Below are 24,392 nucleotides of genomic sequence, written 5' to 3'. Positions count from 1 at the left end.
GCGTACGGGACATGGTGCGCCGGGGCGACGGGGGAGTGCGCCATGGGGGACGCGATACGGCCGGTGCAGCTGCCGGACGGCACGGAGGTCTGGGTCCGGGCCTCCCGCCTGCCGGGCCTCGGCGGGCAGGACGACTACGACGACCTCTACGAGGACGTCGGCCTGTGGGAGAACGTGGTCACCCGCGTCGAGGGCCTGAAGGAGACCGTCGAGGGCGTCGCCCGCTCCGTCCGCACGGCCACGGCTGCGGCCGCGCCGGACGAGACGGCGGTGACGTTCGGCATCGAGGTCAGCGCCAAGCCGGGCAAGGCCGTCGCGGTGCTCGCCGACGGTGAGGCGAAGGCCAATCTGTCGATCACCCTGACCTGGCACCACGCGGACCGCCGGGCCGCCCGGCGCGCGGCCGCCGACACCGACGCGGACCCGGCACCCGTACCCGTACCCGTACCCGCACCGGCACCCGCATCCGCACCGGGTCCCGCCCCGGGCGCCGGTGCCGAGGAGGGCGACAGCCGGGCCGGGGCCTGATGGCGACCCCTGCGGACCGCGGCGAGCTGTGGCAGCTGACCGAGGAGGCGACCGTGGGTCTCGGGGCGCCGCCGCCCTCGGACGACGGACTGCCGATCGTCGCCCAGCGCGGCGCGCGTGCCCTGTGGGGCAGCGGGTTCCTCGTGGCCCCCGGCTGGGTGCTGACCTGCGCCCATGTACTGGTCGACGGGCCGGGACGGCGGGCCCGCCGCGCCGTGCGCCCCGACGGCACCGACGTCGGCGTGTACGTGGACGGGCGCGTGCTGCGCGGCCGGGTCGCGTACTCGATGCCGCTGCCCCGGGCCGCCCGGTCCGGCCCGCACGGCCCCGACAGCGCCACCGACCTCCTCGTGTCCGAGGCCGACATGGCGAATCCGGACACCGAGAGGAGCGGCCCCGACCTGGCGCTGGTCGCCCTGCTCGACCCGATGGACCGGGAGCGCTGCGCCTGGCTCACCGACCGGCCCCCGGGCGAGTTCGGCAGCGGCGGCATCGTCGGCCGCTTCGCGCACCCCGAGGGCGGGCCCGGACTCAGCGAACCCGAGAGCCTCTCGTGCGGCTACGGCGGCACGACGGGCACCCGGATCAAGTTCGAACTGCGGGCCGACATGCGCCCCGGCACCTCCGGCGGGCCACTCGTCGACCTGGAGCGCGGCGAGATCGTCGGCATCGTCAAGGCGCGCTTCCGGGAGGGCGGCTCCGGGATCGCCGTCGCCGTGAGCGGCCTGCGCGCGCTGACGGCCGCCGCGCACCTCGACGGCGCCCCGGACCTCGGCCCCGACCCGTACGAGGAGCTGATGCGGCGGCACGACGACTGGCACTGGCACCGCCAGCACCCCGAGCACGGCAACGGCGAACCGACCTGGGTCGACGCTCAGCGCGCACTGCCCAGGCGGCGCGGCTCCTGGGGCGTGCTCGACCGCCTGGAGGCCCTGCACCAGCTCGGCGCGATGCCCCCGCCCAGCACCTCCGCGACCGTGCGCGAACTCGCGGCCGAGGCCCTGGACCGGACCGTGGCCCACTCCGTCGCCCCCGTCGGCTGGCGTGACGGGCTCGGCATGCTGCACGGCTTCGGCGGCGAGGGCGACCTCGCCGTGCACCTCAGCTACCTCGTCCTCATCGCGAAGTGGATCTCCAAGCACTCCACCGAACCGGAAGCGGCGGCACGCGCGCGTGAGCTCTACGAGTCCGTCATGAAGCGCGGCCACGCCCTGGACGCCAAACAGCGCGGACAGCTCGGCACCCTGCGCCCGCGCCCGCGCGCCGTCCTCCTGGAGTTCGACCACGCGCCGTCGGCCCCGTACCTCGACGAGGGCGAGGAGGAGGCGCAGCAGTACGTCTGGTCGCTCTACAAGGGCTACGAGGACGGCCGCTGGGAGCTCGCCAGGACGCCGCCCGCCGACGGGCAGCCCTTCGCGCGGGCCCGCGAGAGCGCGCTCGACGCGCTCGTCGGCGTACTGGAGGCCGCCGACGCGACCCGGGCCGACGACGACCCCGTACCCCTCGAAGTCGCCCTGCCCGGCACGGAGTTCGCCGCCGCCGTCGCCGAGTGGGAGATACGGGAGGACGCCCGGCCCAGCGCGCCGCACAGCCCCATGGGCATCGACCGGCCCGTGATGCTGCGCGACATCGAGCGCCGCGCCCAGCTGGTCGACGCCGCCGACGTCGCTGAACAGTGGCGTGCCCGCTGGCGTGGGCTGCACCGGGCCGAGCGGCTGCGGCTGCTGCGCCCCGCCGGCCCGCCGGTGCCGCTGCGGCGCGCCCAGCTGAAGAGCGCCCCGCACGACTCGGTCCCCGTGCTCTGCCAGCGTGTGACGGCGGGCTCCGGCCATGTCGCGGTCCAGCGCGCGGTCGGCCTGGGCTACCCGGTCGCCCTGTGGCGGGCCGACGGGCACGGCGACGAGGACGGCTGCGGCGACTCCTGCGACGGCTTCCACGAGGGCGTCACCACCCTCCTCGACCGCCCCGGCGAATCCGTCCGCACCCTGCCCGGCCGTCTGTGGAAACTCCGCAACGGCGCCGCCGGCACGGACTGGTTGCGCGGCCTGATCCTCTTCTACGACAGCCCGGACCACCCCCTGCCCACCGCCTCGGCCCGGCCCTTCGAACCGCCGCCGTAGCGATGCCTTCACGCCGACTTGAATCCGATGCGAGGGCCCTGCGGGCCCGGTATTTTCGTGGCAGCCTGTCGCGGAGGGGGCCTTCATGAGCGAGTGGCTGATCTACCGGGGCGCCGGAGCCCCGCACGACGACATCGAGCGGCTGCCCCCACCGCCGCCCTGGCGCGATTTCGACGGCGCCCCCGCGCTCGACCCGCCCGGTGAGCTGGACAGCGCCTCGGTCCGCCGGCTCGGCGTGCGCAGCCGCCAGGCGCAGATGCACCGGCCGGGCGCGGAGGAGCGCGAGCTGGTCAACGCCGCGCTCTACCTGCGCAGACCGCTGCTCGTCACCGGTCAGCCCGGCAGCGGCAAATCGACCATCGCGCACTCGGTCGCGTACGAGCTGAAGCTGGGCCGGGTCCTCACCTGGCCGGTCGTCAGCCGCAGCATCCTGCGCGAGGGGCTCTACCAGTACGACGCCATCGGGCGCCTCCAGGACCTGCAGATCCGCACCGCGCTCGGCGAGGACACCGCCGCCGGTATCGCGGACGTCGGGCGCTACATCCGGCTCGGGCCGCTCGGCACCGCGCTGCTCGCCTACGGCCGCCCGCGCGTGCTGCTCGTCGACGAGCTCGACAAGAGCGACATCGACCTGCCGAACGACCTGCTCAACGTGCTGGAGGAGGGCGAGTTCACCATCCCCGAGCTGGAGCGGATCGCGGATGTCGCCCCGGACGTCGAGGTCCTCACCCACGACGGCGCCAAGGTGACGGTCCATCACGGCCGGGTGCGCTGCCGCGCCTTCCCGTTCATCGTCCTGACGAGCAACGGGGAGCGGGACTTCCCCGCCCCGCTGCGCCGCCGCTGCATCCAGCTGGAGATGACCCCGCCCGACGCCGAGCGGCTCGCGGGCATGGTCCGGGCCCATTTCGGCGAGGGTGCCGACGACGAACACGCCGCGCTCATCGAGCAGTTCCTCGACCGTGACCCCGGCGACGTGCTCGCCGTCGACCAGCTGCTCAACGCCATCCACCTGGTCCGCCAGACGGGCTGGGACACGGACAGCGCCGCCCGAGCCCGCCTGTCGGGCGAACTGATGCGGCCCCTCGACCGGACGCGGTGACCGGGTGCCCGCTCCGGAACCCCCTGACCGGCAGGCCCCTGACCCGCACGCTCCTGACCGGCGGGCCTCTGACCGGCGGGCCTCTGACCGGCGGGCCTCTGACCGGCGGGCCTCTGACCGGCAGGCCTCTGACTCGCAGGCCTCTGACTCGCAGGCCCCCGACCGGCAGGCTCCTGACCGGCAGGCTTCTGACCGGCAGGCTCCCGACCCGCACACTCCTGACCGGCAGGCCTCTGACTCGCACGCTTCTGACCGGCAGGCTCCTGACTCGCACGCTCCTGACCGGCAGGCTCCCGACCCGCACGCTTCTGACCGGCAGGCCCCTGACCGGCAGGCTCCTGACCCGCACGCTCCTGGCCCGCACGCTCCCGACCGGCAGGCTCCTGACCGGCAGGCTCCCGACCCGCAGGCCCCCGACCCACTCACCCGCCTCGTCCGTTCCCTCGGTGAGGCCGGGACGCCCCTCGACACCCGGGAGCTCGCCGACGCGCTCTGGCTGGCCCGGTGGACCGCCGGTGGGGGCCGGGCCCGTGCCGGATCCCGGTCCTCCGCGCCGGATCCGAGCCGCCCGGAATCCGCCCCCGAACCACCCGTCACGCCGGAGGGACCCCCTCCGAACCGGTCGGATCCGGCCAATTCCGGGGAGCCGGTCGGGGTACCCCCGCGCGCGGCCCCCGTCACCCTCGCCGAACTGCGCCCGGCCGCACCGGATCCGGTCCCCACCACCCTCACTCCCCGCGCCGCCACCGTGTCCGGGCTCCCCGCGCTGCCCGCCCTGCGCCGCGCCCTGCGCCCCCTGCGCGCCTACCGGCCGCCCGGACTCTTCGCACCCAGTGAGCTCGACGAGACCGCCACCGCCGAACTCACTGCGTCCGTCGGCCTGTTGAGCCCCGTCCGCCGGCCCGTGCGGCGGCGCACCGCCGACCTCGTCCTGCTCATGGACGGCGCCCCCGCCATGGCCGTCTGGGACGGCCTCCTCGCCGACCTGCGCCGCGCCTGCGTCCAGGTCGGCGCCTTCCGCGACGTCGTCGTGCAGTACCTGCACCCGCTCGGCGGCGGCCTCGGCGTCACCGCCCGCCCGGGACTCGGCCACGTCCTGCGCCCCGCCCAGGAGGTCACCGACCCCTCGGGGCAGCGCGTCCACCTGCTGCTCAGCGACTGCACCGGGCCCCTGTGGCGCGACGGCACCTTCCAACGGCTGCTGCGCGGCTGGGTGACCGGCGCCCCGCTCGCCGTGCTCCAGCCCCTGCCCCAGCGTTTCTGGCAGCGCACCGCCCTGCCGGCCCGCACCGGCACCCTGACCCGACGCCAAGGCCCGTACAGCCAACTGGAGTTCAGAGAGCTGAGGCGCGGCCCGAGGATCGCGGCCGGCCCCTACGTCCCCGTCCTGACGCCCGCACCCGCCGCGCTCGGCACCTGGTCGCGGCTCGTCGCGGCCGAGGGCGGACTGCGCCTGCGCGGCGCCGCCGCGCCGCTGGACGGCGTCGCCCGGATCCCCGTACCGGACACGGACGCCACCGGTCACGAGGAGGACGAGGCCGAGCGGCTGCTCGTCGAGTTCGACGAGACCGCCTCGCCCACCGCCCGCGACCTCGCCGTCCAGCTCGCCGCCGCACCCCTCGCCCTGCCCGTCATGCGCCTGGTCCAGCGCACGATGCAGCCCGGCACCGGCCCCGCCGAACTCGCCGAGGTGCTGCTCGGCGGCCTCGTCACCCAGCGCCCGCCCGGCGACGGGCCGGGGCGCGAGCAGGAGGCCCGCACCGGCCCCTGGTTCGACTTCAAGCCCCGCGTCCGCGCCCTGCTCCTCCAGCGGCTCAGCGCCGGCGAGGCCGCCCTCGTCCTCAAACACTGCGCCCTCTACATCGAACGCACCTTCGGCCGCGCCGCCCGCAACTACCCCGCCGCCGTCGTCGCCTACCTCGAAGGCACCGGCCGCCGCCCCACCGGCGGCACCGGCAGTGTCCCCGAACCCTTCGCCACCGTCTCCGACCTCGTCCTGCGCCACTTCGAACGCGGCCTCGCCGAACTCCCCGGCACCCTCAAACTCCCCGGCCACCCCCTGCGCGCCGCCGAACTGCGCCTGCGCCGCTACGAGACCGACGGCGGCGCCGACGACCTCCTCGAAGCCCTGCGCCTGCTGCGCACCCCCCGCGCCACGGACCACCCCGACGGCAGCCGCCTCCACACCCGCGCCCTGTTGCACGCCTGGCAGGAATGGCGCGACCCGCGCCGGCTCGCCGAGGCCGAGGACGTCGCACGCCGCGAGGTCGACACCCTCGCCGCACGGACCACCCCCGACCCCGAGGCGCTCGGCACGGCCCGCATCGCCCTCGCCCGCGTGCTGCAGACCCGGGGCGAGGAGCGGATCGCCGAGGCCGCCCGGCGCCGCCCGCCCGAGTCCACCGAGCCGGGGGAGCACGGGGAGCGCCTCGTCGACGAAGCTCTCGCCCAGCTCGAACTCGCCCTCCACCTCCCGGGCCTGACCGCGGCCACCCGCCTGTCCTGCGCCGTGCTCCACACCGCCGTCGTGAACAGCCGCCTCGACCGCTCACCCGACGACGACCTCACCCACCTCGACCGCTCCGTGCGCGTCCTGAGCCGCCTCACCGAGCGCTGGCCGGACGGCACCCCGCCCGCCGAACTCTGGTTCGCCCTCGGCCGCGCCCTGCTCCGATGCGCCCTGCACGCCCTCCCCGACTCCGCCGAACGGCGCCGTCTCGCCCTGCGGGCGGCGGCGGCGCTCACCGCAGGTGCGGAGCGCGTCGGGGGCGCGGACGGCGCGGGCACGCCCCCCGCCCGGGTCCTCCTCGATCTGGCGACCTCACATGCGCTGAGCGATGCTCCGTTCGCTTTGGAGTCTGAGAGGGCAGTCTTGAAGCGAGCCGCCGACGCGGCACGGACCGAGAGCGACCTCCCGCTCGAGGCCGCGGCCCGCGGACGACTCGCACTGCTGATGTGGAACAGCAACAACAACAGCAACACCGACAGCAACAGCGACCAGGCGGACACCGACGCGGCCGAGGCGGAGATGAAGCGGGCACTGAGTCTGTTACGACCGGGCGACCCCCAGCGAGCCGAGCTGCTCGTCTCGTACGGGCAGATGCTGCTGGAGTCCCAGCGCGCCCACGACGAGTCCGAGGACCCCAACCGGGTCTCCGAAGCGGTCAACAGCCTGCGCGAGGCCGTGGCCGACACCGCGCCGAGTCACCCCTCGGCCGTGGAACGCCGCCTCCTGCTGGCGGCCGCCCTGCGCCGGCGCTACGGCGCGGAGTCCATGATCGCCGACCTGTACGAGGCCTGCTGGACCCTCGACCAGGCACTGAGGGACACCGAGGTGCCGGCCCTGCGTGCCGCCGCCTGGCTCGAACTCGGCGGCCTGCACGGGCTCCTGGCCCGGCACACCCGCGAGCGGGGGGAATGGGTCGGCGCCGACGAGGCGTACGCGCGCGCCGTCCAGGAGGCCGAGGCGGCCCGCGATCCCCGCACCGCGGCGCGGGCCCTGCACGGCCGCGCCGAGGTCCTGGAGTTCCTCGCCGGACCCGTCCGCGCCCTGGCCCTCTACCGCGCGGCCCGCGAACGCTGGGCCCGCACCCCGGGCGCCGACCCGGCCGAGGTGCGCCGCACGGATGACCGGATCCGGCGGCTGGACGGCACGCAGTGACCCGCCGGTGTTTTCCTCACCGGACGCCGGGGCATGCCCGCTTAGCCGATTGTCACGAGGAGGCGATGTGCTGAGCCCGGCCGCGAGCGAGCCCAGTGGGTCCCTGCCGGATTACGCGGGGCTGGACCTGGCGGAGCTGCGGGGGCGGAGCGATCATCCGGTGCTGGGGGCGGTGATCGAGGGACTGATCGCGCGGCCCCGGGTCGCGGGGCGGACCGTGGCGATGTACGACGACGGCCCGGACCCCGGTGATTCCACCGACCTCCTGCCGGACTACGCGGGCCGGGACCTGACGGAGCTGCGGGGACGCAGCGACCATCCGGTCCTCGCGTCCGTCCTCGACGGGCTGATCGCACGGCCGAGGACCGCGGAGCGGACGGTCGCGGTGTACGGGGACGGAGCCGACGGTGACACCCAGGTCTCAGGGTGAGCACGGGGGACCCGTCGGCGGCACCGACGGACCTGCTCGCCCCCTGGCCCCTTCAGGACCTCGACGTTCCCGCCCTGCGGCGCTCCGGAGTCCAGCCGGTGCCGTTCCGTCAGTTCGTCCTGAAGGTGCACAGCCGCTGCAACCTCGCCTGCTCGTACTGCTACATCTACGAGGGAGCCGACACCAGCTGGCAGGACCGCCCCGCTCAGGTCGCTGAGGAAACCGTGCGGCGCACCGCCGAACGGATCGCTGAGCACGCCCGCACCCACCGGCTGCCGTACGTGCGGATCGATCTGCACGGCGGCGAACCCCTGCTCGGCGGCCCGGCCCCCCTCGTGCGCTACGCCGCCGCCGTGCGCCGGGCGGTGCCCACCGGCTGTCAGGTCGACGTGGGCGTCCAGACCAACGGGACGCTGCTCACGGAGAGCGCCCTCGACGCGCTCGCCGCCGCCGGCATCCGGGTCGGCCTCAGCCTCGACGGAGGGACCGCGGCACACAACAAACTGCGGACCTTCCGCGGCGGTCGTTCCTCCTGGCCCGCCGCCTCGCGCGCGGCACGGCTCCTCGCACGCAGGCCCGAGATCTTCGCGGGCGTCCTGTGCACCATCGACCTCGCCAACGACCCGGCGGACGTGCTGCGTTCGCTTCTCGAACTGCGTCCGCCCGGCCTCGACCTGCTGCTCCCGCACAACAACTGGAGCATCCCGCCGAGCGGCATCGCCCCGGCCGACCCCGCGACCCTGGACTTCCCGCACCGCCGCCCGACCCCGTACGGGGACTGGCTTGCCGAGGCGTTCGACCTGTGGTGGGCGAGCCCGGGGCCCGCCGTACGCATCCGGCTGTTCGCCGAGATCATCGCCCTGCTCCTCGGGCAGCCCAGCGCCACCGAGGTGGTGGGCCTCTCGCCGGTCGCGGCCGTCGTCGTCGACACCGACGGTGCCATCGAGCAGGTCGACTCGCTCAAGACCACGTACGAGGGCGCCCCCGTCACGGGCCTGGACGTAGACCACCACAGCTTCGACGAGGCGCTCGACCATCCGGGGATCGCGGCCCGCCACCTGGGCCGGGAGGCCCTCGGCCGAGAGTGCCGGGCCTGCCCGCTCGTGGACGTCTGCGGCGGCGGCAACTACGCCCACCGGTTCCTCACCCACAGCGGGTTCCGCCATCCCACGGTCTACTGCGCCGACATGGCCCGGCTCATACGCCACATCTCCGCCAGGGTCCAGGCCGAGATCGGTACCTCGCCCTAGCCTTTCCGGCCGAATCCCGACACGGCCGACGCTTCGTCAGATCTGCCGGCCGACGATGAAATACGGTGCCAGCAGCCCACGATCCACCTCGCACGCCCATCGTTCGCAGCACAGCGCAGGACAGGGAGACGGTCGCATGGCCGAGTTCATCACCATCAGTCACGCCGGTTCCAGCCGTCCCTGGGCAGCCTGGATCGCGCATCAGCTCGAACGACAGGGCATCGGCACCGCGATGCTGCGCTGGGACCCCGAGCTGGAGACGTCCCTGGTCGATGCGCTCACCGGACTGCTCGAAGCACCCGGTCGGGTCCTGCTCGTGCTGGACGACTGGTATTTCGGGCTCGGCCCGCGCCCGGCGGAGGAGTGGACCGAAGCCCTGCGCGCGGTGGTGGCCGCCCACGCCGATCGCTTCATCGCCGTGAACGTCTCAACTGGCGCCCTGCCCGCCGCGACCGCAGCTCTGGCCCCCGTCAGCCTGCTCGGTCTCAGCGCCCGCGAGGCCGGCCGCCGGCTGATGCGCCGCGTCGGCATCGACCGGCCGCGCCCCGCCGAGGAAGGAGACGGTGGCGGCCCCCGCTTCCCGAACGACGACCAGGCCCAGTGGAACGTCCCGCCCCGCAACGAGCGCTTCACCGGCCGCGACGAGATCCTCGAACGCATCCACTCCGTCTTCCTCGACAGCGAGGGCGAGCGCTGCGTGCTGCGCGGCATCTCCGGAGTCGGCAAGACCCAGATCGGCCGCGAGTACGCGTACCGCTTCCGCAACGAGTACGACATCGTCTGGCAGGTGAACTCCGGCTACCCGGGCACCGCGCGCGAGCAGCTCGCCGAGCTCGCCACCCGGCTCAACCTTCCCGCCGGCCGGGAGACCGGTGACCGGATCCGCGCCGTCCAGAGCGCCCTGCGCAGCGGCACCCCGTACCGGAACTGGCTGCTGATCTTCGACGGCGCCGACAACGTGGACGGCATCGAGAACCTGCTCCCCGACGGACCGGGACACGTCCTCATCACCACGCTCACCCGGGACTGGTCGGCCTTCAGCCGGACCCAGGAGATCGAGGTCCACCCTTTCACCCGGCGGGAGAGCGTCGCCTTCGCCTGCCGTCGCGCGCCCCGCCTGACCACGGAGCAGGCCGACTCCCTGGCCGCCGCGGTGCAGGACCTCCCGCTCCTCGTCAACCAGACCGCGTCCTGGCTCGCCATCAACGAGACGATGCCCGTCGAGCCGTACATCGACAGCATCCTCAGCGGCCGGCCCAACGAGTTCGGGCTCAGCTTCGTCGACGACGACTACCAGAAGAGCGTCTGGACCAGCTGGTCCCTCACCCAGAACATGCTGCGCGAGAAGCACCCCGACGCGGCCGAACTCCTCAAGATCTTCGGCTTCTTCTCCCCGGACGCCATCCCGGTCGGCCTGATCCAGTCCGCCCGCCCCGGCGACCTGCCCGCCCACCTCGAAGCCCTCACCGCCGACCCCATCGGCTGGCACACCAACCTGCGCCGGCTCAACGAGGCGACCGCGGTCATGCGCATGGACTACCCGGCCGCCGACACCCGCGTCGACCAGGGCGTCGAGAGCGTCCAGATGCACCACCTGTACCACAGCTACCTGCGCACCGGCATGCCCGAGTCCGAGCGCGAACAGGCCGCCGCGGCCGCCTGCCGGGTCCTGGTCAGCGCATCGCCGCGCAACCCCAACGACACCCGGCTGTGGGAGCGTTACGCGCAGATCATTCCCCATCTGGACCATGCGGGGGCCTTCGACAGCGGCGACAGCGACGTGCAGTCGCTGATCCTCGACTGCATCAACTACCTCCGCGTACGCGGTGAGTACTCGGCCGGACTGGAGCTGATCCGCAAGGCACTGCCCCGCTGGCAGCAGCGCTTCCGGCCGACTGACCGCAACCTGCTGCGGCTCGACTACTACCACGCGATCATGCTGCGCAGGGTCGGCCGCTACCGCGAGGCGGAGGCGGCGGGGCGCAACTCGGTGGCACTGCTCCAGGAGCACGCCCCCGACAGCAACGACCTCCTGCTCGCCAAGCAGGGACTGGGTGGCTCCTTGTGGGCGCTGGCTTCCTACGAGGAGGCGCGCGACCTCTTCAAGGAAGTGTGGGACGCCTACCGGGTCCTCCTGGGGGAGCGGCACCCGCGCACCCTCGACCAGCAGCTGAACTACGCGGCCGTTCTCGGGCAGTTGGGCAACTACGAGGAGTCGCTCGCCATCGAGCGGGCCGAACTGAAGATCCGTGAGCAGGTACTGGGAGCCCGCCACCCGTCCACGTTGGAGAGCGGCACCGTCTGCGCCAGCCTGTTGCGCTGGCTCGGCAAGTACGACGACGCGCTCTCCACCCAGGAACAGACGGTCCTGGTCCACCACCAGATCATGGACCTGCACCACCCCCAGACCCTGCGCGCCGAGCACAGCCTTGCGCTCTGCCTGCGCCGCTCCGGCGAGTACCAGAAAGCCGAGACGCTCCTGCAGACCGTGTTGCTGCGCTCCGAGCAGGTCCACGGTCCCGAGCACCCCGACACGCTGTCCGTGCTCGCCGACCACGCGAGCCTGCAGCGTTCCCACGGCGACCCCGGCCGGGCCAGGGAACTCGCCGAGCGCGCAGCGAACGGCCACACCACCTTGCTCGGCGACGGCCATCCGTTCTCGGCGGGAGTCCTCGGCAACCTGGCCCTGGTGCTGGCCGAGTTCGGTGAGCGGGACGAGTCGCTGCACCTGTCCGAGAGGGCGCTGTCGAGGATGCGCGTGGCGGTGGGCGAGCGGCATCCGTGGACGATCGGCTGCTCCGTCAACACCTCCGGCGCCCGCGCCCTGGCCGGCGACGTGGACGGCGCGGCGGAACTGAGCCTTGAGGCCGCCACCGGCGCCGAGGCGGTGCTGGGGTCCCGCCACCCCCTGACCCTCTCCGCCTGGGCCGGTCACGCCACCGACCTGCGCCTGCTGCGGCGCGGCAAGGAAGCGGGGGAGAAGGAGCAGGAAGTGATCCGGGTGCTCGCCGAGACCCTGGGCGACCAGCACCCCCACACCGTCAGCGTCCGCCGCCGCCAGCGCCCGTACTGGGACTTCGAGCCCCAGCCGGTGTAGGCACGCACAGAACAGGAACGCGGAAGGAACAGGAACGCGGAAGGGCCCGGCACCCCTGAGGGTGCCGGGCCCGACTGGTGCGCGGGGACGGGGCTTACGCCTCGAAGACCTCGCGGACCAGCTGCTCCTGCTCCGCCTGGTGCCGCTTCGCGGAACCGACGGCCGGGGACGAGGAGTGCGGGCGCGAGATGCGGCGCAGGCGCTCACCGTGCGGGACGTCGGCGCCGACCGCCAGGTCCAGGTGGTCGATCAGGTTGAGCGCGATGAACGGCCAGGCACCCTGGTTCGCCGGCTCCTCCTGGGCCCAGATGTACTTCTCCGCGTTCGGGAACTTGGCGATCTCCGCCTGGAGTTCGGCACCCGGCAGCGGGTAGAGACGCTCGACGCGGATGATCGCGGTGTCGGTGACACCGTTCTTGACCCGCGCGGCCTCGAGGTCGTAGTACAGCTTGCCCGCGACGAACACGACCTTCTTGACCGAGTTCGGGCTGACCGAGTCGTCGCCGATGACCGGACGGAAGCCGCCCGTGGTGAACTCCTCCACCTTCGACGCGGCGGCCTTGAGGCGCAGCATCGACTTCGGGGTGAAGACGACCAGCGGCTTGTGGTGCGGGTTGTGCACCTGCCACCGCAGGAGGTGGAAGTAGTTCGACGGGAGGGTCGGCATCGCGACCGTCATGTTGTTCTGCGCGCAGAGCTGCAGGAAACGCTCGACACGGGCCGAGGAGTGGTCCGGGCCCTGGCCCTCGTAGCCGTGCGGGAGGAGCAGGGTGACGCCGGACGTCTGGCCCCACTTCTGCTCCGCGGCCGAGATGTACTCGTCGATGATGGTCTGCGCGCCGTTGATGAAGTCACCGAACTGCGCTTCCCACATCACGAGGGACTCGGGGCGGGCCAGCGAGTAGCCGTACTCGAAGCCCATGACCGCGTACTCGGAGAGCAGCGAGTCGTAGACGTTGTAGCGGGCCTGCTCGGGCGAGAGGTAGAGCAGCGGGGTGTAGTCCTCGCCGGTCTCCCGGTCGATGAGGACCGCGTGGCGCTGACCGAAGGTGCCGCGGCGCGAGTCCTGGCCGGACAGCCGGACCGGGGTGCCCTCCAGGAGGAGGGAGCCGAGGGCGAGGGTCTCGCCCATGCCCCAGTCGATCGTCCCGTCCTCGATCATCGAGGCACGGCGCTGCAGCTGCGGCAGCAGACGCGGGTGCACCGTGATGTTGTCCGGGATGTTGACCTGGGACTCGGCGATGCGCTTGACGACCTCCTGGGAGATCGCGGTCTGCACCGGCACCGGGAACTCGGCCTGCGGGTCCGGGACCTGGACCTCGGCCGGGTGCGAGACGGCCTCGCGGACCTCGGTGAAGACCTTCTCCAGCTGGCCCTGGAAGTCCTGCAGCGCCTGCTCGGCCTCTTCGAGGGTGATGTCGCCGCGACCGATGAGGGACTCGGTGTAGAGCTTGCGCACCGAGCGCTTCTTGTCGATCAGGTCGTACATCAGCGGCTGCGTGAACGCCGGGTTGTCCGACTCGTTGTGACCGCGGCGGCGGTAGCAGATGAGGTCGATGACGACGTCCTTGTTGAACGCCTGGCGGAACTCGAAGGCCAGACGGGCAACGCGGACGACGGCCTCGGGGTCGTCGCCGTTCACGTGGAAGATCGGCGCCTCGATCATGCGGGCCACGTCGGTGGCGTACATGGAGGAGCGCGAGGACTCCGGGGCGGCGGTGAAGCCGACCTGGTTGTTGATGACGATGTGGACCGTGCCGCCCGTGCGGTAGCCGCGCAGCTGCGACATGTTCAGCGTCTCGGCCACGACGCCCTGGCCCGCGAAGGCCGCGTCACCGTGCAGGGCGACCGGCAGGACCGTGAAGTCCGTGCCGCCCTTGTTGATGATGTCCTGCTTGGCGCGGACGATGCCCTCGATGACCGGGTCGACCGTCTCCAGGTGGGACGGGTTCGCGGCCAGCGAGACCTTGATCTGCTCGCCGTCCAGGCCGGTGAAGGTGCCCTGGGCGCCCAGGTGGTACTTCACGTCGCCGGAGCCGTGCATCGACTTCGGGTCGAGGTTGCCCTCGAACTCGCGGAAGATCTGCGCGTACGACTTGCCCACGATGTTGGCGAGGACGTTCAGGCGGCCGCGGTGGGCCATGCCGATGACGACCTCGTCGAGGCGGGCCTCGGCGGCCGAGTCCAGTACGGCGTCGAGCAGCGGGATGACGGACTCGCCGCCCTCCAGCGAGAAGCGCTTCTGGCCGACGTACTTGGTCTGCAGGAAGGTCTCGAAGGCCTCCGCCGAGTTCAGCCGGCGCAGGATGCGCAGCTGCTCCTCGCGCTCCGGCTTGGCGTGCGGGCGCTCGACGCGGTCCTGGATCCACTTGCGCTGCTTCGGGTCCTGGATGTGCATGAACTCGATGCCGACGGTGCGGACGTACGAGTCGCGCAGCACACCGAGGATGTCGCGCAGCTTCATCATCGACTTGCCGGCGAAGCCGCCGACGGCGAACTCGCGCTCCAGGTCCCACAGGGTGAGCCCGTGCTCGTTGATGTCCAGGTCGGGGTGCTTGCGCTGGCGGTACTCCAGCGGGTCGGTGTCGGCCATGACGTGGCCGCGGACCCGGTAGGAGTGGATCAGCTCGAAGACCCGCGCGGCCTTGGTGACGTCGTCGTCGTGCGAGGCGTCGATGTCCTTGAGCCAGCGGACCGGCTCGTAGGGGATGCGCAGGGCCTTGAAGATCTCGTCGTAGAAGCCGCTCTCCCCGAGGAGGAAGTTGGCGACGACGCGCAGGAACTCGCCGGAGGCGGCGCCCTGGATGACCCGGTGGTCGTAGGTCGACGTGAGCGTCATGACCTTCGAGATGCCGAGCTTGTTCAGCGTGTCCTGGGAGGTGCCCTGGAACTCGGCCGGGTAGTCCATCGAGCCGACGCCCATGATGACCGACTGTCCGGGCATCAGACGCGGCACGGAGTGGACGGTGCCGAGGCCGCCCGGGTTGGTCAGGGAGACCGTGACACCGGAGAAGTCGTCCATCGTCAGCTTGCCGTCGCGGGCGCGGCGGACGATGTCCTCGTAGGCCTGCCAGAACTCGAAGAAGTTCAGCGTCTCGGCCTTCTTGATGCCGGCGACGACGAGCTGGCGGTCGCCGTTCGGCTTCACCAGGTCGATGGCCAGACCGAAGTTGACGTGGTCCGGCTTGACCAGGGTCGGCTTGCCGTCCTTCTCCTGGAAGGAGTAGTTCATCGACGGCATGGCCTTGATGGCCTGCACCATCGCGTACCCGATGAGGTGCGTGAAGGAGATCTTCCCGCCGCGGGCGCGCTTGAGGTGGTTGTTGATGACGATGCGGTTGTCGAACAGCAGCTTCACCGGGACGGCACGCACGGACGTGGCCGTGGGGACCTCGATGGACGCGTTCATGTTCTTCGCGACGGCGGCGGCGGGACCGCGCAGCGTCACGAACTCGGGGCCGGCGGGGGCCTCGGTCGTCACGGGTTCAGCCTTCTTCGGTGCAGGAGTGGCAGGTGCGGCGGCGGCCGGCTTCGCGGCGGCGGGGGCCGGCTTCACAGCGGGCGCGGCGGGCGCGGCGGCAGCCTGTGCGGGAGCTGCGGCGGCGGGAGCCGGGGCCGGAGTGGCGGCCGCCTGCGGGGCAGGCGCGGGGGCGGCCGGGGCGGGCTTCGCGGCCGGCTCGGTCGGCGCAGCCCCCGCGGCTGCGGCACCGGGCTTGTAGTCGGCGAAGAAGTCCCACCAGGCTCGGTCAACCGAATTCGGGTCCTGGAGGTACTGCTGATAGATCTCGTCGACGAGCCACTCGTTGGGGCCGAAGGCCGCGGCAGGGTTCTTGCCCTGCCCGCCTTGGTCGGTCTCGGTGGAGATGCTCGAGTTACTGGGGGACTGTGGCGACACGGCGTGAACCGCCCTCTTCCGCTTCTCACAAGGTGATGGACAGCGGGAATAAAGGCTACGCCTCCAACCCGGGAGAGTGCAGACCGGGCAGGGCATCCGTCGCGTAAGTCACACCGGAACTTGTGTTTCGGGCCGGGAAATGGCGGGAAACAACCGGGGTTTGCGTACGCTCGCACCCGCGCCCGGCGCGTTCGGGTACGCCTGGGCGCGGCTTGACCTCCGCCTGACCGAAACCCTACGTCAACTTTGCGGGCGGGGCTCTCCCGGAAGAGTGACCTTGATCCGGCAGCCGCGCGTCGATTCGGCCACGCCGATCCGGCCCCCGTGCAGCTCCACGGCCCAGCGCGCGATGGCGAGGCCGAGACCGGTGCCGCCGTCGCCCTTGCCCTTGGTGTGGTCGTTCGCGTCGCCCCGGTTGAAGCGCTCGAAGACCCGGTGCCACTCGGACTCCGGGATGCCGGGGCCCTCGTCGAGGACCTCCAGGTCCAGGGACTGCGGATAGGTCCCGCGACGGGCCCGTACGGTGACGCGGCCGTGCGGCGGGGAGTGCTTCACCGCGTTGTCGATGAGGTTCGCCACGACCTGGTGGATGCGCTCCGGGTCCGCGTACGCGGTCAGCTCCGGCGGCGTCACGTCCAGGTGCAGATGGACGTCCGTACGGGTGTGGGTGCCGGAGCCGGAGGCGATGCCCGCGCGCTGGGACACGGCCATGTTGGCTTCCTTGAGCACCCCGGACAGATACGGCCAGACCTCGAAGCGGCGGGCCTTCAGCGGGACCACGCCGTTGTCGAGCCGGGAGAGGTCGAGCAGCGTCTCGACGAGCCGGCCGAGCCGCTCGGTCTGTTTGAGCGCCGTGCGCATCGTCTCGGGGTCGGCGGCCATGACGCCGTCCACCACGTTCTCCAGGACCGCGCGCAGGCCCGCGATCGGGGTGCGCAGCTCGTGCGAGACGTTCGCCACGAGTTCCTTGCGGTGCTGGTCCTGCGCGGCCAGCTCGTCGGCCATGCGGTTGATCGTCACCGCGAGGTCGCCCAGCTCGTCGCGGCGGTCGGCGCCCCGCACCCGGCGGGTGTAGTCGCCGTTGGAGATGGACCGGGCGACCGTGTTCATCTCGTCGAGCGGCGCGGTCAGCGAGTGCGCCACGAACTGCGTGATCAGCAGCGTCGCGATGATCGAGAACACGGTGATGAAGCGCAGCTCCGTCGCCGTGTACATCGCCACCATGAGCAGGCCCGTGGTGATGAAGACGGAGACGACGACCAGGGTGCCGAGCTTCGCCTTGATCGAGAACGGCCGCAGGCCGCCGGACGCCCAGCCCGGATTGAGCGGCGGCCGGTGGCCCCGCGCGGGCGGCGGCCGGTCCCCTGAGCTCATGGCGTCGGCGTCTCCAGGGCGTACCCCACACCGTGGACGGTGCGGATGCGCTCCGCGCCGATCTTCCGGCGCAGTGCCTTGATGTGACTGTCGACGGTACGGGTGCCCGAGGCGTCCGCCCAGTCCCACACCTCGGCGAGCAGCTGCTCGCGGGAGAGGACCGCGCGCGGCGTGTTCGCCAGGCAGACCAGCAGGTCGAACTCGGTCGGCGTGAGGTGCACGTCCTCGCTGCGCACGCGCACCCGGCGCTGCGCGTGGTCGATCTCCAGCTCGCCGAGCCGGAGGATCCCGCTGCGCGGGGTGGCGGCGGCCAGTGCGGCCCGCTCCATCCGGCGCAGCAGCACGTGCACGCGGGCCGCGAGCTCCCGCATGGAGAACGGCTTGGTCATGTAGTCGTCGGCGCCCACGCCGAGCCCGACGAGCATGTCCGTCTCGTCGTCGCGCGCGGTCAGCATCAGGACCGGTACCGGTCGCTGTGCCTGCACGCGACGGCAGACCTCGAGCCCGTCGAAGCCGGGCAGCATGATGTCGAGGATCAGCAGGTCGGGCTGCCAGGCCTCCGCCGTGTCGACCGCCGCCGGACCGTCCTGTGCGGTTTGCACGAGGAATCCCTCGGCCCGCAGCCGGGCGGCGATGGCGTCCACGATCGTGGGATCGTCCTCCACCACGAGGACCCGTCGCTGGGCGCCCGGGGTCGCCGTGCTGCCGTTGTGGGAGGTGTGTGTCTGCTCCATCGCCCCGCCCCTGAATGCACGCCGTCGTGACGCGCTTGACGCTTGAATGATCTGGGTTTCGGGCGCCAGCCTACGGGGAGTTACCGCCGGTCGGCTACGCGGCCCTTACTGCGAGGTGCACCACGTCGGGTACGCCTCGGACAACGGGGATCTCTTCGGTGCGGACCCCCCGGAATCCGGCATTCCGCAAGGTTTCTTCGAAAACCCCGGAGGGCTGCGCGGACCACACGGCGAGCACCCCGCCGGGGTTCAGCAGGGATTTGCAGGCGGACAGACCGGCCGGTGAGTAGAGGCTCCCGTTGTCCTCGGTGACGGTCCAGTCCGGCCCGTTGTCGATGTCCAGGCACAGGGCGTCGTAGCGCTCCCCGGCGGCGTGCACATGCCGCACGAGGTCCGCCTCGACGATCTCCGTACGGGGGTCGGCCAGGGCCCGCGCGGACAGCTCGCGCAGCGGTCCCTCACGGTGCCAGCGGATGATCGCCGGCTCGCGCTCGACGACCGTGATCCGGTGCCAGAACGGGTCGGCCGCGGCGTGCGCCAGCGAGAAGCCGACCCCGAGACCGCCGATCAGGACGTGGGGACGCTCACACTTCGCGCCGAGCGCGTCCCGCGCGGCGTCGACGAGCAGCCGCTCCGAGCGGCCGTCGGAGGTGTCCATCAGGAACGTGCCGTTCGCGATGATCTGGAGCAGGTCGCCGTGGCGGCGCAGCACGACCTCGCCGAAGGGGCCCTCGCGGCGGTCCAGGACGACGGGTGGATCGGACGGGAACGGACTCGTCGTGGTCGTCATGCGGCCCATTCTTCCGGATCACCCCGCCCCGCCGGGGGCGATCCGCGGACCTCGCCGGCGCGCGGCCGGAACGGGGAGCGCCGGGCGGTCCGCGCCCGAGTCGTGTCCGGAGGGCTGCGCCGTCCGCCCGGCAGGCGGGACGTTCCGGACAGGGCCTAGGGTGTCGGTGCGCCCGGGCCCCGTGTCCGCGTCGCCCCCGCCACCGGCAGGGGCGCCCCACGGGGTGAGTGTGGGGGGTTGATCGGCAGGAAAGGGGTGTCACACGTGAAGGCACACGTGCACACCGAGACCCGCCGGGTCCCCGCCCGCGCCCCGCTCGACGGCATCCCCGCCCAGCCCGGCGCCCCCGACCACGAGCGCGTGCCGGCCGCCCGGCGCAGGCTGCGGCCCGTGCGGCTGCTGCCCACCCCCACCGGGACGCCCTTCACCTTCGGCTACGCCTGCCTGCTGCTCGGCACCTCGCTGTTCATGGAGTTCGGCGACCCGGACACGGTCGCCGCCGCGCTGCGCGGATCCAGCACCGACGTCGCCCATCTGGCCGAACACCCCGTACGCGTCCTGCTCGCCAGCGCGCTGTGGGTCGCCGGTGGTCTCACGTCACCCTTCGTGATCGCCTTCGTCGTCGTGCTGACCGCGCTGGAGCGGCGCATCGGCGGGCTGCGGGCGGCCGGTGTCTTCCTGCTCGGCCACGTCCTGGCGACGCTGGCCACGGAGATCCCCGTGGGCCTGTCCGTCATGGCCGGGCACCTGCCGCACAGCTCCCTGCACCGGCTCGACTACGGCATCAGCTTCGGCGTCGCCGCCAGCATCGGCGCCCTCGCCGGTCTGCTCCCGCGCCTGCCCCGCTGGCTGGTGCTCGCGGCGTTCGCGGCGACGCTGGTCCAGGACCTGCTGACCTTCGAGGACCCGATGACCGGCTGGGGCCACCTCCTGGCCCTCGCGATCGGCGTCACGATCTGGCCGCTGGTACGCCGCCGGCGCCGCTCCTCCCGAACCGCACCAGGCAGTGCCACAGCTGCTTGACGTACTGCAGCACCTCGTCCGGCGCCCCGTACGCCGACCAGCTCTCGGGTGACGTGGCCGCCGAGGCCGCCGCCCGTCCGACGCAGGCCGCGTCGATCCGCCCGCCGTCCGAGAACTCCGCCCGCACCCGCGCCGCGACCGGCACGAGCCCCTCGCCGCGGAACGCCGCGAGCTCCTCGTCCGGCACCTCCGGGCCGAGCACGAACCCCGCGTGCCACTCGACGGGCAGCCCGAGCCCCGCCAGCAGCTCGCCGGTCTCCGTGCCCCGGAACGACGGGTCGAGCACGAGCGCCTCCGCGTCCGTGCGCAGGTCCACGTCCCCGTGCACCTGCGCCTCCACGTAGAAGTCGAGCGAGCGACCGGGGCCGCGCGGCGGCGCCGGGGCGGCGAGGGCCCGGATCTCCGCCGCGGGGTCCGCGCCCGAGAGACCGAGCGACTGTCCGCTCTCCACGGCGTCGGTGAGGAGCGCGGCGAGCACGGAGTGCAGGGCGTCGGCCGTGCCCACGTCCGCGGGGCCGACATGGCTGTCGCCGAAGCAGAAGGTCGCCCGCTCGGTCGCCTCCGGGCGCAGCCGCACATGGCAGGAGCCGAACCGGGGCGCGGCGCCTTCGGGATGCCGCGCCAGGTTCAGCGCCCCGTACTTGGGCCGCTCCACGGCCGCCGCGCCCGCGTACGCCCCGCCGAACAGGGCGTGCTCCCAGTCGTCGCGCAGGCCGCCGGGGTGCGCGGTCCGGCTCCCGTTCGAGAGGCCCGTCTCGTACTGGCCCCGGTAGCGGCCGTCCGCGGCGAGCCCGGCCGCGACCGTGGTCCGCCCGTCGGCGAGCAGCCGGTCCGGGTGGAAGTTCAGCGTCACGCGCGCGTGCCGGCGCACCAGGGCGATCAGCCCCTCGGCCGCCCGCTCGTCCACCCCGCACCGGGCCAGCCGGCCGACCGCGTCCTCGCGGCCGGCCAGGGCGGTCGCTCGCAGCGCCCGCAGGGCGGCGTCCTGGGCACGGGTCAGCGGGGTCACGGGTGCGCTCATGCCCGGATTTTTCGGGGCGCGGTGCCGCCCGGGCAAGCGAGTTAGGGCCGGGGGTCAGGCCGCTGTCGTGGCCCGGAGCCGGGCGTTGGTCAGCGGGGCCACCGTGTGCCAGCCCAGGGAGCGGTAGAGGAGCCGGCCCGACGGGGTGCCCGCGAGGACGCCCTGCCGGGCGCCCTGCGCGCGGGCCGCCGCCTGGAGCGTGCCCATGACGACCCTGCCGAGGCCCCGGCGGCGGTGGTCCTCGGAGGTCTCGATCATGTCCACCACCGTGCTCGCCCCGGTCGTGGCCGTCTGCCCCCGGGCGGCGAACGAGCCCTCGGTGTCGGTGAGCAGGACGCGGGTCACGCCGTCGCGGGTCCAGGTGTGCAGGTGGTACCCGGCCGGGGGCGCGGGCGGCTCGGCGTCGGTCAGCTCGGTCGTCATCAGGACGTCGCCGAGGTCGTAGGGCTCCCACTCGGGGCCGAGCCACGGCAGCACCCGCTCCGGGTCGGCGAAGACCTTGAGCTGGGCGCCCACCGCGCGCACGGACCGCGCGGCCCGGCGGACGTCGTCCTCGCGCACGCCGTCGTTCGCGGCCCCGAGGACATGGCGGCTCACGTGCGAGGCCAGGCCGACGTGGACCGTGAACCCCCAGGGCTCGGGGAGCGGGGGAGTGGCCCCGCGCGAGAGCACCCAGCCGCCGACCCAGTCCCGTACCCGTGCGTCGACCGTCATTCCACTACCCCCGATGTAATAGGCCCATCCCTCATTCATGCCTTACGTTCAGCAGCCTACGGAGCCCCCGCCGAACCGGGCCAGGTGTGATCGCTCACAGCGAACGGTCTGCGGGGAACATTCGACGGCGCCCATGCATTGAGTCGACATAGCTCAACTTGACTGCCGAAGGGGAGATCATGGCTTCGACGTCCACACCGCTCACCCTGCCCGTGCTGCCGCTCGACGACGAGGTGGTACTTCCCGGCATGGTGGTGCCGCTGGACCTGAACGACACCGACGTACGCGCCGCGGTGGAGGCCGCTCAGGCCGCCGCGCGGTCCAGTGGGGACAGCAAGGCGAAGGTGCTGCTTGTTCCGCGGATCGACGGCACGTACGCGAACACCGGCGTGCTCGGCACCGTCGAGCAGGTGGGCCGCCTCGCCGACGGCGACCCCGGCGCGCTCATCCGCGGCCGCGGCCGCGTGCGCATCGGCGCGGGCACCACGGGCCCCGGCGCCGCACTCTGGGTCGAGGGCCTGACCGTCGAGGAGACGCTGCCCGACCCGCTGCCCGGCTCCGTGACCGAGCTGGTCACCGAGTACAAGGCACTCGCCACGAACTGGCTGAAGAAGCGTGGCGCCTGGCAGGTCGTGGACCGCGTCCAGCAGATCGACGACGTGTCCGCCCTCGCCGACAACTCCGGCTACTCGCCCTTCCTGAGCACCGACCAGAAGGTCGAGCTCCTGGAGACCGCCGACCCGGTCGCCCGCCTCAAGCTCGCCACCGCCCAGCTCCGCGAGCACCTCGCCGAGCAGGACGTCGCCGAGACCATCGCCAAGGACGTCCAGGAGGGCGTCGACAAGCAGCAGCGCGAGTTCCTGCTGCGCCGCCAGCTCGACGCCGTACGCAAGGAACTGCGCGAGCTGAACGGCGAGCAGGAGGGTGAGGAGTCCGACGACTACCGCGCCCGCGTCGAGGCCGCGGACCTGCCCGAGAACGTGCGGGAGGCCGCCCTCAAGGAGGTCGACAAGCTGGAGCGGTCGAGCGACCAGTCGCCCGAGGGCTCCTGGATCCGCACCTGGCTCGACACCGTCCTCGAACTGCCGTGGAACGACCGCACCGAGGACGCCTACGACATCCAGGGCGCCCGCTCCGTCCTCGACGCCGAGCACTTCGGGCTCGACGACGTGAAGGAGCGCATCACCGAGTACCTGGCCGTGCGCAAGCGGCGCGCGGACCGCGGGCTCGGGGTCGTCGGCGGACGGCGCGGCGGCGCGGTGCTCGCGCTCGTCGGCCCGCCCGGCGTCGGCAAGACCAGCCTCGGCGAGTCCGTGGCCCACGCCATGGGCCGCAAGTTCGTCCGCGTCGCCCTCGGCGGCGTCCGCGACGAGGCGGAGATCCGCGGCCACCGGCGTACGTACGTCGGCGCGCTGCCCGGACGGATCGTGCGCGCGATCAAGGAGGCCGGGTCCATGAACCCGGTGGTCCTGCTCGACGAGATCGACAAGGTCGGCTCGGACTTCCGGGGCGACCCGGCGGCCGCCCTCCTCGAGGTCCTCGACCCGGCGCAGAACCACACCTTCCGCGACCACTACCTGGAGGTCGAACTCGACCTGAGCGACGTCGTCTTCCTGGCGACGGCGAACGTGCTCGAAGCCATCCCGGAGGCCCTGCTCGACCGCATGGAGCTGGTCCGCCTCGACGGCTACACCGAGGACGAGAAGGTCGTCATCGCCCGCGACCACCTGGTGCCCCGCCAGCTGGACCGTGCGGGTCTCGGCAAGGACGAGGTCGTCATCGGCGAGGACGCGCTGCGCAAGCTGGCCGGCGAGTACACGCGTGAGGCCGGTGTCCGCAACCTGGAGCGGGCCGTCACACGCGTGCTCCGCAAGGTCGCGGCCCAGCACGAACTCGGCGAGCGCGAGCTGCCGTTCACCGTCGCCGAGGGCGACCTGCGCGAGCTGGTCGGGCGGCCGCACCACGTGCCCGAGTCCGCGCAGGACCCGGCCGAGCGGCGCACGGCGGTGCCCGGTGTCGCGACCGGTCTCGCGGTGACCGGGGCGGGCGGCGACGTCCTCTTCGTCGAGGCGTCCCTCGCCGACCCGGAGACCGGCGCGGCCGGACTGACCCTGACCGGTCAGCTCGGCGACGTCATGAAGGAGTCCGCGCAGATCGCGCTCTCCTTCCTGCGCTCGCACGGCGCGGAACTGGAGCTGCCCGTCGCGGACCTGAAGGAGCGCGGCGTGCACATCCACTTCCCGGCGGGCGCGGTCCCGAAGGACGGGCCGAGCGCCGGCGTCACCATGACGACGGCCCTCGCCTCGCTCCTGAGCGGCCGGCAGGTCCGTACGGACGTGGCGATGACCGGTGAGGTGTCGCTGACCGGGCGCGTGCTGCCCATCGGCGGCGTGAAGCAGAAGCTGCTCGCCGCGCACCGGGCCGGGATCACGACCGTGATCATCCCGAAGCGCAACGAGCCGGACCTGGACGACGTCCCGGCCGAGGTCCTGGAGAAGCTGGACGTCCACCCGGTGACGGACGTCCGCCAGGTCCTGGAGCTGGCCCTCGCGCCCGCCTCGGCGAACCTGGAGGTTCCCGTCGCGGCGTGACGCCCGCAGACCGGAGGCCCGGCCCCACGTGGGGCCGGGCCTCCGGCATGTCGGTCGGCCGC

The 24,392-nt window shown here is 72.9% G+C and carries 15 protein-coding genes; 9 read left to right on the top strand and 6 right to left on the bottom strand.

Features of this window, described 5'->3' with window-relative positions:
- The first annotated feature begins 42 nt into the window (after positions 1–42).
- The 7 genes from ACIBTU_RS37200 (at position 43) to fxsT (ending at position 12,188) form a co-directional block, all read left to right on the top strand.
- On the top strand, positions 43–528 hold the full coding sequence (locus ACIBTU_RS37200) for a CU044_2847 family protein (RefSeq protein WP_399131160.1): 486 nt from the start codon (positions 43–45) through the stop codon (positions 526–528).
- A complete protein-coding gene (locus ACIBTU_RS37195; RefSeq protein WP_399131159.1) occupies positions 528–2,648 on the top strand; it encodes a trypsin-like peptidase domain-containing protein in 2,121 nt (706 codons plus the stop codon). The genes ACIBTU_RS37200 and ACIBTU_RS37195 overlap by 1 nt, the downstream gene beginning before the upstream one ends.
- An 85-nt stretch (positions 2,649–2,733) precedes the next feature.
- Positions 2,734–3,750 (top strand): AAA family ATPase, encoded by a 1,017-nt coding sequence (locus ACIBTU_RS37190; protein ID WP_399131158.1) that lies wholly within the window; start codon positions 2,734–2,736, stop codon positions 3,748–3,750.
- Positions 3,751–3,754: 4 nt separating this feature from the next.
- Entirely contained in the window at positions 3,755–7,411 is a 3,657-nt protein-coding gene (locus ACIBTU_RS37185) for an SAV_2336 N-terminal domain-related protein (protein ID WP_399131157.1), read from the top strand.
- Between the two features lie 67 nt (positions 7,412–7,478).
- The gene (locus ACIBTU_RS37180) at positions 7,479–7,841 is read left to right on the top strand and encodes a YxD-tail cyclophane-containing RiPP peptide (RefSeq protein WP_399131156.1); all 363 of its coding nucleotides are present in this window, start codon (positions 7,479–7,481) and stop codon (positions 7,839–7,841) included.
- The gene (locus tag ACIBTU_RS37175; protein WP_399131155.1) at positions 7,838–9,091 is read left to right on the top strand and encodes an FxsB family cyclophane-forming radical SAM/SPASM peptide maturase; all 1,254 of its coding nucleotides are present in this window, start codon (positions 7,838–7,840) and stop codon (positions 9,089–9,091) included. The genes ACIBTU_RS37180 and ACIBTU_RS37175 overlap by 4 nt, the downstream gene beginning before the upstream one ends.
- Positions 9,092–9,227: 136 nt before the next feature.
- Positions 9,228–12,188, top strand: a complete 2,961-nt coding sequence (fxsT, locus tag ACIBTU_RS37170) for an FxSxx-COOH system tetratricopeptide repeat protein (protein ID WP_399131154.1) — start codon at positions 9,228–9,230, stop codon at positions 12,186–12,188.
- A gap of 94 nt (positions 12,189–12,282) precedes the next feature.
- On the opposite strand, the gene ACIBTU_RS37165 is transcribed toward fxsT, so the two are convergent.
- The 4 genes from ACIBTU_RS37165 to ACIBTU_RS37150 all read right to left on the bottom strand — a co-directional run bounded on the left by ACIBTU_RS37165 (position 12,283) and on the right by ACIBTU_RS37150 (position 18,990).
- On the bottom strand, positions 12,283–16,083 hold the full coding sequence (locus ACIBTU_RS37165) for a multifunctional oxoglutarate decarboxylase/oxoglutarate dehydrogenase thiamine pyrophosphate-binding subunit/dihydrolipoyllysine-residue succinyltransferase subunit (protein ID WP_399131153.1): 3,801 nt from the start codon (positions 16,081–16,083) through the stop codon (positions 12,283–12,285).
- 240 nt (positions 16,084–16,323) lie between these two features.
- Positions 16,324–17,457: an ATP-binding protein gene (locus ACIBTU_RS37160; RefSeq protein ID WP_399131152.1), complete on the bottom strand. Its 1,134-nt coding sequence runs from the start codon at positions 17,455–17,457 to the stop codon at positions 16,324–16,326.
- Entirely contained in the window at positions 17,454–18,191 is a 738-nt protein-coding gene (locus ACIBTU_RS37155) for a response regulator transcription factor (protein ID WP_188336900.1), read from the bottom strand. Before ACIBTU_RS37155 ends, ACIBTU_RS37160 begins: the two co-directional genes overlap by 4 nt.
- A 94-nt stretch (positions 18,192–18,285) precedes the next feature.
- On the bottom strand, positions 18,286–18,990 hold the full coding sequence (locus ACIBTU_RS37150; protein ID WP_399131151.1) for a spermidine synthase: 705 nt from the start codon (positions 18,988–18,990) through the stop codon (positions 18,286–18,288).
- Between the two features lie 255 nt (positions 18,991–19,245).
- Here ACIBTU_RS37150 and ACIBTU_RS37145 point away from each other — a divergent pair, with 255 nt between their 5' ends.
- The gene (locus ACIBTU_RS37145; RefSeq protein WP_399131150.1) at positions 19,246–20,004 is read left to right on the top strand and encodes a rhomboid-like protein; all 759 of its coding nucleotides are present in this window, start codon (positions 19,246–19,248) and stop codon (positions 20,002–20,004) included.
- On the opposite strand, the gene ACIBTU_RS37140 is transcribed toward ACIBTU_RS37145, so the two are convergent.
- On the bottom strand, positions 19,931–21,025 hold the full coding sequence (locus ACIBTU_RS37140; protein WP_399131149.1) for a DUF3626 domain-containing protein: 1,095 nt from the start codon (positions 21,023–21,025) through the stop codon (positions 19,931–19,933). The two genes, ACIBTU_RS37145 and ACIBTU_RS37140, sit on opposite strands and share 74 nt — an antisense overlap.
- A 54-nt stretch (positions 21,026–21,079) precedes the next feature.
- Positions 21,080–21,739, bottom strand: a complete 660-nt coding sequence (locus ACIBTU_RS37135) for a GNAT family N-acetyltransferase (RefSeq protein WP_399131148.1) — start codon at positions 21,737–21,739, stop codon at positions 21,080–21,082.
- Positions 21,740–21,918: 179 nt separating this feature from the next.
- Between ACIBTU_RS37135 and lon the strand changes: the two genes are divergently transcribed.
- Entirely contained in the window at positions 21,919–24,330 is a 2,412-nt protein-coding gene (gene lon, locus ACIBTU_RS37130) for an endopeptidase La (protein WP_399131147.1), read from the top strand.
- Positions 24,331–24,392 lie beyond the last annotated feature (62 nt).

This window comes from Streptomyces sp. NPDC050145, assembly GCF_044460245.1.
GTDB lineage: Bacteria > Actinomycetota > Actinomycetes > Streptomycetales > Streptomycetaceae > Streptomyces.
The sequence above is the reverse complement of the archived record's forward strand: the minus strand, read 5'-3'. Positions and strand labels throughout refer to the sequence as shown.